The organism is Nonomuraea guangzhouensis (genome assembly GCF_019396345.1).
GTDB lineage: Bacteria > Actinomycetota > Actinomycetes > Streptosporangiales > Streptosporangiaceae > Nonomuraea > Nonomuraea guangzhouensis.
In genome coordinates, this window is the sequence record NZ_JAHKRM010000004.1 from 16,158 (window position 1) to 32,645 (window position 16,488).

The following is a 16,488-nucleotide window of genomic DNA, read 5'->3' on the forward strand; positions in this document are numbered from 1 at the left end:
CATCGGATGCGGTGGCCGGCGGTCAGTGGATCAGCACCCCCGGATGCCTCTCCCCCAAATCCGCCCATAAGTAGGTTCTCGAAACATTTGCGAAATGACCGCGCGGCCGTCAATCTAGATTTCGGCTGTTCACGTGTCAAGACCCAGTAATCCAGCGGCGACCCCTACGCGTAAAGATCATTCGACGGCGTCGAAACATTGCGAAACAATTGCGGGACTAAGGAGAGCGCCAGATGACAGCTGTAGATCGGACCCCCGCGGCGGACCGGATCCTGCGCCCGTGGCAGGACCGGACGCTCCCGGTGGCCGAGCGCGTCGAGGCCCTCCTTGCGGAGCTGACCCTGGAGGAGAAGGTCGGCCAGCTCGGCAGCCGGTGGGTCGGCAATGACATGCGGGTCACCGACCAGCCTGATCCCGACCCTGAGGCGAGCATCAATGTGGCGCCCATGCAGGACGTGTTCGCCGCGTCCGGGACCATCTCCCTTGAGGAGGCGAGCCGTCACGGCCTCGGTCACCTGACCCGCGTCTTCGGCAGCGGACCGGTGACCGCGGCGGACGGCGCCGCGGAGGTCGTCCGGCTGCAGCACGTGGTCGTCGAACGTTCCCGACTCGGCGTTCCGGCGCTGGTCCATGAGGAGTGCCTCACCGGATTCACGACCTACGGCGCGACCGTCTATCCCGCGGCCATCGCGTGGGGCGCGACGTTCGACCCCGAGCTCGTGCAGCGGATGGCCGCCGCCATCGGGCGGGACATGCGGGCCGTGGGCGTGCACCAGGGCTTGTCCCCCGTGCTGGACGTCGTGCGTGACTACCGCTGGGGCCGGGTCGAGGAGACGATGGGCGAGGATCCCTATCTCGTCTCGATGCTCGGCGCCGCCTATGTCCGCGGTCTGGAGAGCTCCGGGATCATCGCCACCCTCAAGCACTTCGCCGGATACTCGGCCTCGCGCGCGGCCCGCAACCATGGTCCCGTCCCGATGGGCCGCCGCGAGCTGATGGACATGATCCTGCCCACGTTCGAGACGGCCATCGTTCTGGGCGGCGCGCGCTCGGTGATGAACTCCTACTCCGACGTCGACGGCGTCCCGGCCGCGGCCGACTCCTGGCTGCTGACCGACCTGCTGCGCGAGGAGTGGGGATTCACCGGGACCGTCGTCTCGGACTACTGGGCCGTCCCGTTCCTGGCGACCATGCACGAGGTCGCCGCCGACACCGACGAGGCCGGCGTCCTGGCGCTCACCGCGGGCATCGACGTCGAACTCCCCGACACCCTCGGCTTCGGCGGGCACCTGGTCGAGCGGGTGCGGCGGGGCGAGCTGCCGGAGTCCCTGGTGGACCGGGCGGCGCGCCGGCTGCTCACCCAGAAGGTGGAGCTGGGGCTGCTCGACCAGGACTGGACGCCCGAGGGCTCGGTGTCGGCGGCGGCCGCCGTGGACCTGGACTCGCCGGCCAACCGGGCGCTGGCCCGCGAGCTGGCCGAGCGGTCCATCGTCCTGCTCGACGGCGGCACCACGCTGCCCCTGGACGCGGCGGAGCCACGCCGCATAGCGGTCGTCGGACCCTCCGCCGCCGAGCCGCGTGCCTTCATGGGGTGCTACGCCTTCCCCAACCACGTCCTGCCCCGCTACCCCGGCCTCGGGCTCGGCGTCGACGCGCCCAGCCTGCTCGACGCCCTGCGGACCGAGCTGCCGCACAGCGAGATCGTCCACGAACGCGGCTGCGACGTGCGGGGCGAGGACCGCTCGGGCTTCGCCGCCGCGACGGCCGCGGCCCGCGAGGCGGACCTGTGCATCGCCGTCGTGGGCGACCTGGCGGGCCTGTTCGGGCACGGGACCTCGGGCGAGGGCTGCGACGCCGAGGATCTCCGGCTGCCCGGGGTGCAGGAGGACCTGCTGGCCGGCCTCGCCGCCACGGGGACACCGGTCGTGGTGGTGGTCGTCTCGGGCCGCCCGTACGCGCTGGGCGAGGTGCACGCCGGTGCCGCGGCGCTCGTACAGGCGTTCATGCCCGGCGAGGAAGGCGCGGCGGCGATCGCCGGCGTGCTCTCCGGCCGGGTCCAGCCCGGCGGCAAGCTGCCCGTGCAGATCCCCCGCGGGCCGGGCGGGCAGCCGGGCACCTACCTGCAGCCGCCACTGGGCGCGAACAGCCACGGCATCAGCAACCTCGACCCGACGCCGCTGTTCCCGTTCGGATACGGCACCTCCTACACCTCCTTCGAGGTCGGCGACCTGCGGGTCAGCGACGCCGAGGTGCCCACCGACGGCGAGTTCACCGTGTCGGTCCGTGTCCGCAACACCGGCGGCAGGGCGGGTGAGGAGGTCGTCCAGCTGTACCTGCACGACGTTCTCGCCCAGGTCACCCGGCCCGTACGGCAGCTGGCCGGGTTCGCGCGGGTGCGGCTGGAGCCTGGTACGAGCACGGAGGTGCGGTTCCGCGTACACGCGGATCGGACCGCCTTCACCGGCCGTGACCTGCGGCGGATCGTCGAGCCCGGAGACGTCGAGGTGCTCGTCGGCACGTCGGCGGCCGACCTGCCGTGCCGCGCCGTCGTCCGGCTGACCGGCCCGCTGCGGGTCGTCGGGCGGGGCCGGCGGCTCGTCACGCCCGTGGAGGTGAGCCCTGCCATGGGCGAACAGGAGGGCCGAGATGCCGGACAGTCCTAGGCGGGCCACGCTGGCCACCGTCGCGGCCTCGGCCGGCGTGTCCGTCGCGACCGTCTCCAAGGTGCTCAACGGCCGCAGCGACGTCGCGCCGGCGACCCGCTCCCTGGTGCAGTCGCTGCTGCAGCAGCACGCCTACGTCGCCCCGGCACCGCGCCGGGTCGAAGCCACCGGCGGCGCCACGATCGAGGTGCAGTTCGACGCGGACTTCACCGCCTACTCCACCGAGATCATCCAAGGCGCGGTCGAAGCCGGGGCCGAGCTCGGCGTCGGGGTCGTCCTCAGCATCCGGCGGGGTGAGGACCGTACCGCCGCGTGGGCGCGCGACCTCATCGCCGCTGGGCGCCGTGCGCTGATCGCCGTGACCAGCCAACTGACCTCCCCGCAGCTGGCCGCCCTGTCCCGGGCGCGCCTGCCGCTGGTCCTGATCGACCCGCTGAACCTGCCGCGCACCCGCGTGACCAGCATCGGCTCCACCAACTTCGCCGGCGGCCTGGCCGCGACCCAGCACCTGCTCTCCCTGGGGCACCGGCGCATCGCCTACGTCGGCGGCCCGGCGACCGCGGCCTGCAACCAGGCGCGTATGCACGGCTACCGCGCCGCCATGGAGGCCGCGGGGGTGCCCGTGCCGCCCGGCTACGTCCGGACAGGGCACTTCCGCTACCAGGACGGCGTGGTCAACGGCGCGGCCCTGCTCGACCTGGCCCAGACGCCGACGGCGATCTTCGGGGGCAGCGACGAGACGGCCCTCGGCGTCATGGAGGCCGCCCGGGCGCGGGGCCTGCGCATCCCGGAGGAGCTCAGCATCGTGGGCTTCGACGACACCCAGCTCGCCCGGATGGCCTCACCCCCGCTGACCACCGTCCGCCAGCCGCTCCGCGAGATGGGCGGCGTCGCCGTACGTACGGCGCTGCGCCTGGCGGCCGGGGAGAAGGTCGACTCTCACCACGTCGAACTGGCCACCGAGCTGATCGTACGGGGGTCGACGGCGACGGCACTCTGAGACCGGGTCAGCCCGCGACCTTGACGGTGACGGTGTGGCCGCCGGGCACCGGCACCAGGGCGACGGTGTAGCTGACGCCGTCGATCACCTTGGGCAAACCCGGGACGCGGTGGCCGTTGACCTCCAGCCACGGACGCCTGCCCGCGAAGCGGGCCTCCCAGATGCGCGGCGTCCGCGAGCCGTTGGTGAACGTCGTGGACGTGTGCCCGTCGTGCCGTACGGTCACCGTGCCGTCGCCCACAGGCACCCCGGCCACCTGGAGCCAGCCGATGTCGGCGGGCAGCCGCGACTGCGTGGCGACGGTGTGCCGCGGCGCGTCCGGCTGGATGCCCATGAGTCCTTCGACGGTCTGGCTGACCAGGGTGAACGGCACCTCCGGGTAGTCGCCGTTCAGCCCCTGGCGGCTGTTGGCGTGCCTGGTCTCGCGCTGCTCGTAGACGTACCTCATCCACTTCCAGGCGGTCTCGTCGCGGTTGTGCCTGAAGAACGTGTCGGGCAGGTACGTGATCGCCTCGATGTTGCGCGGCCGGCCCGCGCCGCTCGCCTCGGCGTCGATGAAGTCGAGGTAGGCGTCGTTGCGCGGCCCGGCGTCGATGATGCCCTTCATCGGCATGAACCAGCTGTTCTCCTTGCCGAAGCCGGTCAGCGGGGTCCCGTCGACCGTGTACGCGCGGACGAACTCAGCGGAACCCGGCTTCACACTCCAGGTCTGGTTGAAGTACGCCTTGAGGTCGCGGGCCTGCTTGGCCGCCTTGAGCGAGGTCTTGAGGTCGAGTCTGTCGAGGGCGAGCTCGGCCAGGGCCCGGTAGGCCTGGTACTGGGCGCCGATCGCGTCGCCGGCCTCGGCCAGTGGCTCGCCGCTGACCTCGTTGTAGCTGGCCGCGCCCTGGAAGATGCCCTTGCCCGTGCCTTCGGCGACCTTGACCGGACCGTTGGGCAGCTGGCCGTCGTGCAGGCTGACGAAATCGTCGGTCGCGCGCTGGTAGTAGGACCAGAACACCGGGTCGTCGAGGTAGGCGCGGTCGCCGGTCCACCTGAACGCCTGGTTGGCCTTCTCCACCAGCTCGAACGTGGCGGGCACCTCGCGGACGAAGTTGGTCGGCGAGCGGTAGTCGATGGCCAGGTAGGTCTTGGCGTCGAAGTTCAGCGCCCAGACCGGGTAGTACTTGTGCTCCTCCGTCGCCGAGGCGGCGAAGGACCGGAGCATGTTCTTGTTCTCCTGGTCCAGGCCCAGGATGTGGGCCCCGGCGAGCTGGTGGGCGAAGTCGCGCGAGTAGTAGCCGGTGCGATGGGCGTATCCGGCCCAGTAGGTGGCGGCGTAGACGCCCTCGCCGGTGCCGCCGGGCACGCGCTCGTCCACGTTGAGCAGGCCGGGGACGCCGTCCTGGTGCGCCCAGCTCCCGGCCTTGGCCTTGGCCCACGCGAACAGTTCGATGATCTTGGCGTTGGAGGAGGTGACACGCGGGTCGGTGGTGGCTCCCGGCGAGACCATGACGTCGTCGGCGTTCACCCAGCCCGAGCCGGACCCGAAGACGATCTCGATACGGTCGCCCGCGGCGGCCGGAACGTCGGAGATCGTGTAGCGGGTGTACATCGAGCGGCTGGGCAGGGTGACGGTGCCCGCGTCGGCGCCGTTGCGCCTGACGGTGAACGTGCCCGCCGCGCCGCCGGTGGCGATCCAGGCCGAGATCGAGTAGCTGCCCGTCGCGGGCGCGATCACGGTCTGGCTGATGCTCTTGCCGGCGCCGGAGTCGAGGTAGACGAGCTTGGCGCCGCCGTGCGGCCGATTGGTGGCCACGCCGGTGCCTTCAGTGAACGTCCAGCCCTCGGCGTCGTGCTCGAAGCCGGGGTTCACGACGATCAGCGGGCCTCCGGCGAGGACCGCGGCTCGCGCGGGGGTCTGGGCCGCGGAGGCGAGCAGCGAGCAGCCGATGGCGACGGATAAGGCCTTCCACTTCATGGGATTCTCCTTCAACGAGGCGGCGGGGCGGTGGAGCCCCGCACCACCAGCTCCGGAGTGAACAGCAGCTCGCCCTTGGGCACCTCGCGGTTGCCCACCAGCGCGATGACGCTCCGCGCCACCTCCTTGGCCAGCCGGTCGATCGGCTGGCGCACGGTGGTCAGCGGCGGATCCACGAACTCCATGATCATCGACCCGTCGTGCCCCACGATGGACACGTCGCCGGGCACCCGGAGTCCCTCCCTGCGCACCGCCCTGATCGCGCCGAGCGCCATGAAGTCGCTGGCCGCCACGACCGCCGTCACGCCGCGCCCGAGCAGCTCGGCCGTCGCCGACTGGCCGCCCTCGACCGTGTAGTGCTGCCTGACCACCAGCGATTCGGTGTCCTCGACGCCCCGGCGCTCCAGCGCGGCCCGGAACCCGGCCACCCGCCGGTCGGCCGGCCGGTTGCCGGCGGGGCCCGAGGCCAGCCCGATACTGCGGTGGCCCAGCGACCAGAGGTGGTCGACGGCCAGCTCGGCCGACAGCTGGTCGTCGGTCGACAGCACCGGCATGTCGTGCCCGTCGAAACCGCCGTTGACCCCGACGAACGGGATCCGCCGCGCGGCCAGCACGTCACAGGTCCCGGGATCGGCGTCGTCGAGGGTGTTGCTGGCCGACAGGAACACCACCGCGGCCACGCCGTGCTCGGCCAGCGCGGAGACGAACTCGCGCTCCTGGACGCCGCCGGGCATGGCCGGGCAGATCACTCCCTTGAGCCCGTGCGGCGCCAGCGCGGCCTCGATGAGCTCGGCCACATCGGTGAAGAACGGGCTGGACAGCCCCGGCGTGATCACCGCGACGAGCTGGCCGCGGGTGGAGCGCTCGTAGCCCAGCTCGGCCATGGCCCGCTCGACCGCCTCGCGGGTCTTCGCCGACACCCCGGCGCGCCGGTTGACGACCCGGCTGACCGTGGCCTCGCTCACCTCGGCCATGGCCGCCACCTCGGTGATGCCGATCTTCACCGCGTCACCTCCAGATCAGCCTGCCCCGAGGGCGGAACGGCGAGCACGCACAGGCCCGGCCCCAGCCGCCGGTCCGACGGCTCGATCCTAGAGCCGTCCACGTCCACCCTGGAGCAGTCGGCATGGAAGATCGCGGCCACGTCGAGGGTGCCACCGCCGACCTCGAGCACGAGCCGATCCGAGGCGGTGCCGTTGACCACGGTGATCTTGGCGTGCCGGGCGGCGTCGACCGTGACCACCCGGTCGGCGGTCACGCTGATCACGCACCGGTCGCCGAGCGAGGCGCGGACGACCGGGTAGAGCTCGTCCGGGCGGCCGGGCTCGACCTCCCCGTCCAGCAGCACCGGCCGCAGCTCCCGCCAGCGCCGCAACCAGAACGCCACCATCCGGCGGTGCTCGCCGCTCAGCTCGCCGAGCCGCGCCGAGATCTGCGGCACCGAGTGCAGCGCGCCGATCAGCTGGCGGGCGGCGGCCCGCGCGGGGGCGGCGGGGTCCCACATGAGCATGTCCGCGTGTACGGCGCCGGACCCGGTCAGGAGCCCGATGTCGATGGTCCGCACCCGGTTGGCGACCGCGTCGGCCGGGCAGTCGTTGGCGCGGAGCATGTTGCCGAACGGCGTCATGCCCGGCCCCACGTACGGCTGGCGGAGCTCGATCAGCGCGCCGGGCCGCACCGCCTCGACCTCCGCGACCACCTCGGCCAGCAGGTCCCGCATGGCGGTGCCCACGTCGGCGATGTCGCCGGGCGAGGGCGTGCCCGCGTAGGTCATCGCCCTGTCCAGGAAGTCGATCTTGAGCCCGTCCAGCCCGTAGTCCCGGACGAGCCTGACGCAGGTCCGCACGACGTGCTCGCGTACCTCGGGGATGCGCGGGTCGAGCACGTGCGCGCCGGGCACTCCCCCGGTCTCGGGGGCGTGGGCGGCGAGCGCGGGGAAGCACTCGGCCTCCAGGCCGAGCAGCAGCGGGGCCACCCAGGCGACGTAGTTCAGCCCCATCTCACGGACCCGGCCCACATGCCCCGCGAAGTCCGGAAATTTCGTTAGATCGGGGCGCCAGTCACCCACGCCGTGGTACCCGCGCCGGTTGCCCAGCTCCTGCCACCCGTCGTCCAGGATGATCGTCCCGCACCCCAGCTCGGCCGCCAGCCGCGCCTCCGCCTCCACGGCGGACGCCTCGACCGCCTGGGTGAAGCCGTACCAGGTCGAGTAGACCGGCACCCGCGCCCCCTCCGGCACCGCGGCCGGTCCCGCCCCCAGCGCGCCGCGCACCTTGCGCAGGGCGGTCGCGACCGTCGGCGAGCTGCGGGCGAAGGCCATCCGGTACGGCGAGCGTCCCGCGGGCACGCGCAGGTGGACCACGAACGTCTTGTTCTCCTCGGACACCCCGTAGCGCATGGTGGTCTCGGGCACCGGGTCCAGGGCGGCGAAGGCCAGCATGGACGTGCCGCCGCTGTCGTACAGGCAGCCGGCCACGGCGCCGCGCACCAGCGAGACCCGCGTGAGCCCCGCCCAGTCGGCGACGATCGTGCGGTTCCACTGGGCGTCGGGGTGCCAGAAGCCGGCCGCGTCGCCGAGCGGGACCGACAGCCTGATCTCCAGCTCCCCGTCGGAGTGGATCTCCAGCAGCTCGGTGCCGTCGGGCCGGGCGGCCAGTTCGTGGCGGACCGTGGCGCCCGGGGTGTGCGTCAGGACGGCCAGCCGTACGTCGTCGAGCAGGGGCTCGGTGGGCGCGGGCGCGAGCCCGGCGGTCGTGACGCTCACTCTTTCACAGCTCCCGCGAGAAGTCCGGAGATGAAATGGCGTTGCAGCAGCAGGAACAGGACCGCCATCGGGATCGCGGCGACGGCGGTGCCCGCGAGGATCGCGCCGTAGTCGGTGTCGTTGGCGCCCTGCATGGACGCGATGGCCAGCGGGATCGTGTAGGCGTCACGCGTGCGCAGCGCGATGAGCGGCCAGACGAAGTCGTTCCACTGGTAGAGGAAGAGGTAGATGCCGAGCGCCGCGAGCGCGGGCCGCATCGGCGGCAGCACCACCCGCCAGAACAGCCGTAGCTCGCCGCAGCCGTCGACGCGCCCGGCCGCGAGCAGTTCGTCGGGCAGCGCCGACATCGACTGCCGCATCAGGAAGATCCCGAACGGCAGGGCCAGGTTGGGCAGGATGATCGCCTGGTAGGTGTTGAGCCAGTCGAGCGCCAGCATCATCTTGAACAGCGGCACCAGCGTCACCTGGCTGGGGATGACCAGGCCCAGCATGAGCAGCCCGAACATCGGCTCCCGGCCGCGGAAGCGGTATTTCGCGAAGCCGTACCCGGCCATGGTGCACACCAGCCCCGCGAGCAGGGTGTAGACGGTGGCGATCAGGGTGGAGTTGAGCACGACCCGGCTGAAGCCGATGGTCGACTCCAGCGTGGCCAGGTTGTCCAGCACGTGCCCGCCGGGCAGCAGCGGCGGCGGGTTGCCGAACACCTCGGCCGTGCTGTGCGTACTGGCGACGACCAGCCAGTAGAACGGCGCGAGGACCACGGTGACCGTGATCAGCAGCGACGAGGTGAGCATCACCCGGCGGGTCACGTCCGGTCTCCCAGGAAGCGGAACTGCGCGAGGCCGAGCAGCCCGATGATCACGGCGAGCGCGTAGGCGATGGCCGAGGCGTAGCCGAAGTCGAAGTACTTGAAGCCGTTGTTGTACAGGTACAGGCCCACGGTCAGCGTGCTGTTGTCGGGGCCGCCGTTGGTCATGATGTACGGCTCGTCGAAGAGCTGGAGCGTGCCGATCGTGGACAGGATGAGCGTGAGCAGGATGACCGGGCGCAGTCCCGGCAGCGTGACGTGCCGGAAACGGTTCCAGGCGCCGGCTCCGTCCACGGCCGCCGCGTCGTAGTGGTCCTGCGGCAGCGACTGCAGCCTGGACAGGTAGATCACCGCGTTGTAGCCCGTGTAGTGCCAGGTCAGCGCGAGGCCGATGGCGATGCGGGCCCACAGCGTGTCCGTCAGCCACGGGACCGGACCGACGCCGACCAGCCCGAGCACCCAGTTGACCAGGCCGAACTGCGGGTTCAGCAGCACCGCGAAGAGCAGCCCGTACGCGACCAGACCGGTGACCATCGGCATGAAGAACCCGAGCCTGATGAACCCTCGCAACCTCAGCAGCCGCGAGTTGAGCGCCACCGCCAGCCCGATCGCCAGCGCCAGCATGATCGGCACCTGGACGAGCAGGATGACCGCGGTGTTGCGCAGCGCGGTCCAGAACAGCGGGTCGGCGACCAGCCGCTCGTAGTTCGCCGCTCCCGCGAAGGTCTGCAGCGCGCCGTCCGTCCTGAACAGGCTCAGCCAGAACGACCACACGATCGGGTACAGCTTGAACGCCGCGAACAGGGCCAGCGCGGGCAGCACGAACAGGTACGGCGCGAGCCTCCTGCCCTGCCACCCGCGGGCGGGCACGCGATGGTCCGGCGGAACGGTGGCCACCCGCTCGGTGACGGCGGTCATCGCAACACCTTGCGCCCGGTCTGCTGGGCGATCAGGTCGGCGGCCTCCTTGAGCACGGTGGCCGGGTCGGCGCCCTTGAGCAGCACCTTGGTCTGGGCGTCCGTGACGGCCTTGAGCGCGCGGGGGTAGTCGGCGGAGTAGTTGGTCACGTAGGAGGGCCGCTTGAGCGCGTCGAGGAAGACCTCGCCCTTCTTCTGGCCGCTGAAGAACGCGGACGTCTCGTGGAAGATCGGGTCGTCGTACGCCGACATGAGGGCGGGCGCGATGCCTTTGCCGCGATAGATCGTGACCTGGCTCTCCGGCCGGGTGAGCACGAACTCGGCGAACGCGTACGCGGCCTCCCTGACCTTGCTGGTGCCCGCGACGGCCAGGTGCGTGGAGTTGACCGTCGCCGACACCTTGCCGCCGGCCGTGACGGCGGGCGGGAGGCGGACCTTCCACTTGCCCTTCTGCTCGGGCACGTTCTCCTCGACGACCCCGCCGAACCAGGTGGGCATGGACTGGACCGCGACCTTGCCGCTCTTGAGCTGGCTGATCATCGTGTTCCAGCCGCCCGACATGTCGGCGACCAGGCCGGCGTCGTTGAGCTTCTTGATGATCGTCATCGCGGTGACCGCCTGTGGCGAGTCGAGCGTGACGTTGCCCTGCATGTCGAAGTAGAAGGTGTCCTGGAGCTGGAGCAGCATCTGGAAGAAGTTGGCGGAGTCGGCCTGGGAGGCGGGCTTGTCGATGCCGAGCAGCTGGACGCCGGTCTTCTTCTTGAGCTCGATCCCGGCCTCGATGACCTCGTCCCAGGTCTTCAGTGCCTCCGCGTCGATCCCGGCCTTCTCGAACAGGTCGGCCCGGTAGTAGAAACCGGCCGAGTTGGCCTCCCACGGCAGCGCGTAGACCTTGCCGTCGCGGCTGACGGTCTCCCACATCCCCTGGGCGAACTCCGCCTTGTGCCGGTCGGCGCCGAGCGGCACGAGGTCGGCCAGGCCGCCGGGGAACTTCTCGATGTAGGCAGGCAGGTAGTCGATGCCGATGTGCAGGACGTCGCCGAGTCCCTGACCGCCCGCGGCCATCCCGGCGGTGATCTTGTCCCAGATGGCCGGATTGCCGATGTCCTGGACATCGACCTTGATGCCGGGGAACTGCTTCTGGAAGCCGGGTACGAGCTCCTTCATCATCGCGGCCGGGCCCTGCCAGCTCCAGACGGTGATGTTGCCCTTGGCGGCCGTGCCGGTCGGGCCCGCCGGAGCGGCCGCCGGGGCGGCGCCGCCGCCACCGCAGGCGGACATCGCGGCCCCACCGGCGGCCAGGGCACTGAGCTGGAGGAATCGGCGTCGGTCGAGGTGGGCCATGGAGGAACTCCTGGGGGGATGAGGAGGTTTGGCCTGTTGCCGCGTGACGTTACATCCGCGTTTCGAGCACTTGCAATACTTCAGCGAAAACTTTCAGGCAGAAACCGGAAGTCCGACGCAAGCCATCACGCTCATTGACCGGCCTGTCGGCGGGGCCATGACGGCCAGTGTCAGGAATAGACCAACGCCCACTTTGTCGCTCGGCAAACCTGGCCATTTATGGACCAACCGGACGCTGTCACCGTCAAGGTGCCCGCCCTCCTCGCCCCCGACGAGGCAGTTGCTCCCGTCCGAGGACGGCGGCAGAAGGGCCACCCCCCATGCACCTCAAGCGTGCGTTATCGGCTGCCTTCAGCGTCACCTGCGCGACCACTCTGACCCTGGCCATCACCACGCAACCGGCCGCGGCCATCCCGCCGAACATCCCGTCCGCCGCCACCGCGGCCACCCGGCTCGCGGCCCTGACCGTGGCCGCCGAATCCCACAGCAGCACCTACGACCGCGACCTGTTCCCGCACTGGATCACCCAGAGCGGGACCTGCAACACCCGCGAAGAGGTCCTCAAGCGCGACGGCACCAACGTGGTGACCAACTCCGCCTGCGCGGCCGTCTCCGGCTCCTGGTACAGCCCCTACGACGGCGCGACCTGGACCGCCGCCTCCGACGTGGACATCGACCACATGGTCCCCCTGGCCGAGGCATGGGCCTCGGGGGCATGGGCGTGGACGACCGCCCAGCGCCAGACGTACGCCAACGACCTGGGCGGCCCCGAGCTGTGGGCCGTGACGGACAACGTCAACCAGTCCAAGAGCGACCAGGACCCGGCCGAATGGCAGCCGCCGCGCACCGCCGAGCGCTGCCGCTACGCCCGATCCTGGATCCAGGTCAAGTGGTACTACAGCCTGACCCTCGACAGCGCGGAGAAGACGGCGCTGAGCAGCATGCTCGCCACCTGCTGACCTCCGGCCTGCCACGGCACAACGCCTCCGAGGAAGCGGGGGCGTTGTGCCGATCTTCGGGACCCCCGCGAAGGAGTGCGAAATATGCCCCTCTAATCTGCATGGCAGACGGCAGCCTGTGGGTGAAAGAGGTCAATTGTGAACAGCCGAGGCGTACTCGTGACCGGATCGTCGCGCGGGATCGGCCGCGAGATCGCCAAGATCTTCGCCGCCGGAGGCGACCGGGTCGCGGTCCACCACCGGGACTCCCCCGGCGAGGCGGAGGAGACCAGATCGGCGCTCGACGGCGACGGCCACGCCGTCGTCCAGGGAGACATAGCCGATCCGGACGCCGTCGCCGCGTTCGTCTCGGCGGCGATCGACGCCCTCGACGGCATCGACGTGCTCGTGAACAACGCCGCCGTCTACCTCTTCCACGATCCGCTGACCGTGGACTACGCCTCCTGGCAGCGAACCTGGCGCAGGACCGTCGAGGTGGACCTGATCGGCGCCGCGAACGTCTCCTGGTGCGTGGCCCGGCACATGGTGGAGCGCGGCCGTGGCGGGCGCATCGTCAACGTCGCCTCCCGTGGCGCCTACCGGGGCGAGCCGCAGGCACCGGGATACGCCGCCGCCAAGGCCGGCCTGACCGCGATGGGGCAGTCGCTGGCCATCGCGCTCGCCCCGCATCGCATCGCGGTCTCCTCGGTGGCGCCGGGGTTCGTCGAGACCGACATGGTGGCCTCCCTCCTGACCGAGGAGAACCGGCCCGGCGTCGAGGCGCAGAGCCCGTTCGGCCGGATCGCCCAGCCGGAGGAGGTGGCGGCGGCCGTGCGGTATCTCGCCTCGGCCGAGGCGGAGTTCGTCAGCGGCACGGTGCTCGACCTCAACGGCGCCTCTTACCTGCGCTGAAAGCTCAGTCGTCCTCCGGCGGGGTCAGGAAGTCCTGGAGTTCGCGGTGCCGGAACTGGTAGGTGGCGCCGCTGACGCGCAGCAGCCGGGCCTCGCAGGCCCAGTCGAGAAAGGTCCACAGCCGTAGCGGAAGCACACCGCGAGCGGCCGAGACGATCAGGCCGATCATGGTGCGGGACCAGGCGATCGCGCCGAAGGCGAGGCCGAAGGTCACACCGCCGATGAGCGCGCACGCCAGCGACTCGACGACTCCCCGGTTCATGACGAACACGAGGAAGGCGGCGACACCGCCGGTGAGGCCGAAGGCCACGCCGATCATCGGGTTGCGGCGCAGGGCCTCTCGCGGGTGGGCCAGCTCGGCGTCCTTGCTCCAGCCACCCGTGGCGATCTTGAAGACGACCCCGAGCGCGAAGGCCGAGGCGAAGGCCCCCATGATCTCCGCGGCCAGGGGGAGCGGGCCGGCGTCGGCCAGGCGCAGCGGCGGCAGTCCGGTGAGGGCGCCGCACAGTCCGAAGCCCAGCAGGATGGCCGGCTCGGCGCGGACCGCCTCGGGTATGGACATGCGCTCGGCTCCCGGCCGCGCGGCGGCGGTCAATCCGATGACCGCCCCGAACACCCCGCCCCCGGCCGCCCCCGCGGCGACGGCGAACCCGGGGTCGAAGACCTTGCCGCCGGTCAGTACGAACCCGGCCAGGCCGCAGAGCACGCCGACCGGGCCGCCCACCAGGGCGCCGAGCAGACCGCCGATCATGCGCCGCCGGTGCGGGACGTTGGCCCGCCCCCCGGCGGCGGCCGGCCACGGCGACAGCGACAGGCCGGTGGCGATGCCCACCCAGCCCGCCATGAGCGCCAAGGTGAGCCCCTCCCCCGCGTCGAGCCAGTCGCGCGGGTCACCGGGACGCTCGGCCCCCGACCCCGCCCAGAACGCCAGCATGGCGATGACGGCGAAGATCACGCAGCACAGACAGTGCAGCGCCCGGACCAGCCGCCGGCCACCGATCGGCCACAGCAGGTGCGGAACGATGTCGATCGGCGTCAGACCGGGCGGCGGCCGATCCGTCCCGGCGGTGTAGGCGGCCTGCCATCGCAGGTGCGAGGCCAGGTTCTCCAGCCAGGACCGCACCTGTTCAGGACGGTAGGGGGTGCCGTGGGCGGCGCGCGGGGTCAGGCCGGTCGCCGCCGGGACGTACGCGTCGAGCAGCCCCCGGGCGATCCGCGCCGCCGCCACCCGTGGGTCGGGGTCCGGGCCGGCGCGGAGCAGCTCGGCCGGATCGGCGCCGGACTCCACGGCGGTCACGGTCAGCAACAGCCGCCACGGCGTGGCCAGGGCGGTGCGGATGGCCGTCCCCGACGGTCCGGAGAGTGCCGCGTGGATGCCGTCGCGGTAGGTGTCGCAGGGATGGCCGTCCGGCCAGCGGGTGCGCAGGTACGCGTTGATCTGTTCGATGGTCAGGTCACGCAGATGGATCCGGGTGGCGTCGTCGAGTCCGGCGCGGGCTTCGGACAGCTCGGCGTAGCGGTCGGCGCGGCAGGTCACGACGACCGCCCCCGGTCGCCGTCCGGAAAGGTCGCTGTACCGGTTGAGCGCGGCCAGCAGGCCGATCGCCCGGCGGGGCGGGCCCATGGACGGCTCGGGGTCCAGTTCGTCCAGTCCGTCCAGCACCGGCAGCACCTGGCGGTCCCGCACCAGCCGCTCCGCGTCCTTGGCCGCGAGTCCGAAGTCGCGCACGAGCTGTTCGGCCAGCCATGGTTCGAACGGGCTGCCCAAGGTCCATCGTGCGGCGTTCAGGCGTACCGGCACCATCTGCCGCTGACCGGGTCGGCCACCGGTGGTCAGGAGGGGCTCCAGCAGTTGCAGCACGAGTTCGATGGCGAGCACCGTCTTGCCCGCTCCCGACTCGCCCACGACCAGCAGGCGCTGTGGGCGCAGCCCGCTGAAGAACGTCCCGATCGAGTGCAGGTCGTCCTTCCCCTCGCCGGTGGCGTCGTCGTGGATCGGGTCCGCGTACGGTGCGAACGAGACCGGCGCGATGCTGTAGCCGCCGAGCAGCCCTTTACGCGCTCTGTCCTCCTCCCGGGCTACGCGCCGCGCCAGGAGTTCGACGGCATGGTCCCGGCCGGTGGGAGCCGCCTCGATCTCCACCGCGTCACCCTCCGTGACCGTCTCCGCCGGGGTCTCCGTGTGGGTGACCGGTTCGGTCAAGGCGGCCCTGGCCACCCGCCAGCGTTCGAGCTCAGCGGGGATCAGCTCACTCGGATAGTCGCGGTAACGCAGGCAGGCGGTGACGAAGGCCTGCACGAAATCCCACCGCGGCAGCCTGTCGGTCTGCCGCAGCACCTGCGAGGTCGTGCTTTTGGGCAACGCGTCGATCTTGACGCCGTCCGAGGTCACCGTCTGGCCGCCGAGAGAGCGCAGCCTGCTCAAGGATGGCTCGCCGGCCCACTGTTTGAGCCGGACCAGCGACCGGACGAAGTCCGCGGCGTTGCCGGCCTCGGTGGGATCGGGTGGACGGGGCTGATCCGCGGTCATCAGCGCGTCGTCCTCACCAGCGACCACTCGAACACCGCCTTCCCGTGCCGGGGCCACCGGCCATCCCTGCACGTGCCTACCAGTGTCTGGACATGACGTGATTCCATCAGGAAATTGCGCGCCTCATCGGACTCCACCAGCTCCCGGCCGACCGCGATGGGCACGAACCCGTGCCGGGGAATGTAGACCCATCGGCCGCGGTCCCAGTCATAGGGATCGAACCAGTGGTGGCGCACCGTACCGGACGCTCGCACCTCGGGTCCGGTCCGGGTCAGGACGAACGAGCCCTGCGAGCGCAGCAGACTCATCCTGCTGACGTAGAAGAGCTCCGTGCCGATGAACGCGTTGACCCGCGCGTCCCAATAGTCGTGTAACCAGGTGGAGGCGCCGTCCCGAAGCAGGCCCGCCTCTCGCGTGAGCTGCCGTTCGAAACGGCGCTGGTTCTTGCGCTCGGCTTTCTTGATCACTTTGAACGAGCGGAGCCAGCGCAGTGACATCGTCCTGGAGGCACCGACGCCGTCCATGAAGTGTTCCAGGAAATCCGACGCCATCGGGTGGACCTTCCGGCCGTCCGCGACGATCGAGCGGAACAACGCGGCCAGTTCCGGGACGGGCTTGCCGGTCCGTCGCCGGAAACCCCTAAGAAACATCC

At 71.1% G+C, this 16,488-nt stretch carries 12 protein-coding genes; 4 read left to right on the forward strand and 8 right to left on the reverse strand.

What is annotated here, in order from left to right; translation table 11 throughout:
• The first annotated feature begins 233 nt into the window (after positions 1-233).
• Entirely contained in the window at positions 234-2,663 is a 2,430-nt protein-coding gene (locus KME78_RS08260; RefSeq protein ID WP_219528207.1) for a glycoside hydrolase family 3 N-terminal domain-containing protein, read from the forward strand.
• Positions 2,647-3,663, forward strand: coding sequence for a LacI family DNA-binding transcriptional regulator (locus KME78_RS08265; protein WP_219528208.1), 1,017 nt, complete (start codon positions 2,647-2,649; stop codon positions 3,661-3,663). Before KME78_RS08260 ends, KME78_RS08265 begins: the two co-directional genes overlap by 17 nt.
• Positions 3,664-3,670: 7 nt before the next feature.
• On the opposite strand, the gene KME78_RS08270 is transcribed toward KME78_RS08265, so the two are convergent.
• The 6 genes from KME78_RS08270 to KME78_RS08295 are packed head-to-tail and all read right to left on the reverse strand — an operon-like array spanning position 3,671 to position 11,456.
• Positions 3,671-5,623 (reverse strand): carbohydrate-binding protein, encoded by a 1,953-nt coding sequence (locus KME78_RS08270; protein WP_219528209.1) that lies wholly within the window; start codon positions 5,621-5,623, stop codon positions 3,671-3,673.
• An 11-nt stretch (positions 5,624-5,634) separates the two neighbouring features.
• The gene (locus KME78_RS08275; RefSeq protein ID WP_219528210.1) at positions 5,635-6,627 is read right to left on the reverse strand and encodes a LacI family DNA-binding transcriptional regulator; all 993 of its coding nucleotides are present in this window, start codon (positions 6,625-6,627) and stop codon (positions 5,635-5,637) included.
• Positions 6,624-8,387, reverse strand: a complete 1,764-nt coding sequence (locus KME78_RS08280; RefSeq protein ID WP_219528211.1) for a glycoside hydrolase family 36 protein — start codon at positions 8,385-8,387, stop codon at positions 6,624-6,626. Before KME78_RS08280 ends, KME78_RS08275 begins: the two co-directional genes overlap by 4 nt.
• On the reverse strand, positions 8,384-9,196 hold the full coding sequence (locus KME78_RS08285) for a carbohydrate ABC transporter permease (protein WP_308126849.1): 813 nt from the start codon (positions 9,194-9,196) through the stop codon (positions 8,384-8,386). The genes KME78_RS08280 and KME78_RS08285 overlap by 4 nt, the downstream gene beginning before the upstream one ends.
• Positions 9,193-10,113, reverse strand: a complete 921-nt coding sequence (locus KME78_RS08290) for a carbohydrate ABC transporter permease (protein ID WP_219528212.1) — start codon at positions 10,111-10,113, stop codon at positions 9,193-9,195. Before KME78_RS08290 ends, KME78_RS08285 begins: the two co-directional genes overlap by 4 nt.
• Complete coding sequence (locus tag KME78_RS08295) at positions 10,110-11,456, reverse strand: ABC transporter substrate-binding protein (RefSeq protein WP_219528213.1); 1,347 nt, start codon at positions 11,454-11,456, stop codon at positions 10,110-10,112. Before KME78_RS08295 ends, KME78_RS08290 begins: the two co-directional genes overlap by 4 nt.
• 320 nt (positions 11,457-11,776) lie before the next feature.
• Here KME78_RS08295 and KME78_RS08300 point away from each other — a divergent pair, with 320 nt between their 5' ends.
• Both KME78_RS08300 and KME78_RS08305 read left to right on the forward strand, forming a co-directional pair.
• Positions 11,777-12,415 (forward strand): HNH endonuclease family protein, encoded by a 639-nt coding sequence (locus KME78_RS08300; protein WP_219528214.1) that lies wholly within the window; start codon positions 11,777-11,779, stop codon positions 12,413-12,415.
• A 159-nt stretch (positions 12,416-12,574) separates the two neighbouring features.
• Positions 12,575-13,306: an SDR family NAD(P)-dependent oxidoreductase gene (locus tag KME78_RS08305; protein ID WP_308126850.1), complete on the forward strand. Its 732-nt coding sequence runs from the start codon at positions 12,575-12,577 to the stop codon at positions 13,304-13,306.
• 4 nt (positions 13,307-13,310) lie between these two features.
• On the opposite strand, the gene KME78_RS08310 is transcribed toward KME78_RS08305, so the two are convergent.
• Positions 13,311-15,863, reverse strand: coding sequence for an NACHT domain-containing protein (locus tag KME78_RS08310; RefSeq protein ID WP_219528216.1), 2,553 nt, complete (start codon positions 15,861-15,863; stop codon positions 13,311-13,313).
• The gene (locus KME78_RS08315) at positions 15,836-16,486 is read right to left on the reverse strand and encodes a hypothetical protein (protein ID WP_219528217.1); all 651 of its coding nucleotides are present in this window, start codon (positions 16,484-16,486) and stop codon (positions 15,836-15,838) included. Before KME78_RS08315 ends, KME78_RS08310 begins: the two co-directional genes overlap by 28 nt.
• Positions 16,487-16,488 lie beyond the last annotated feature (2 nt).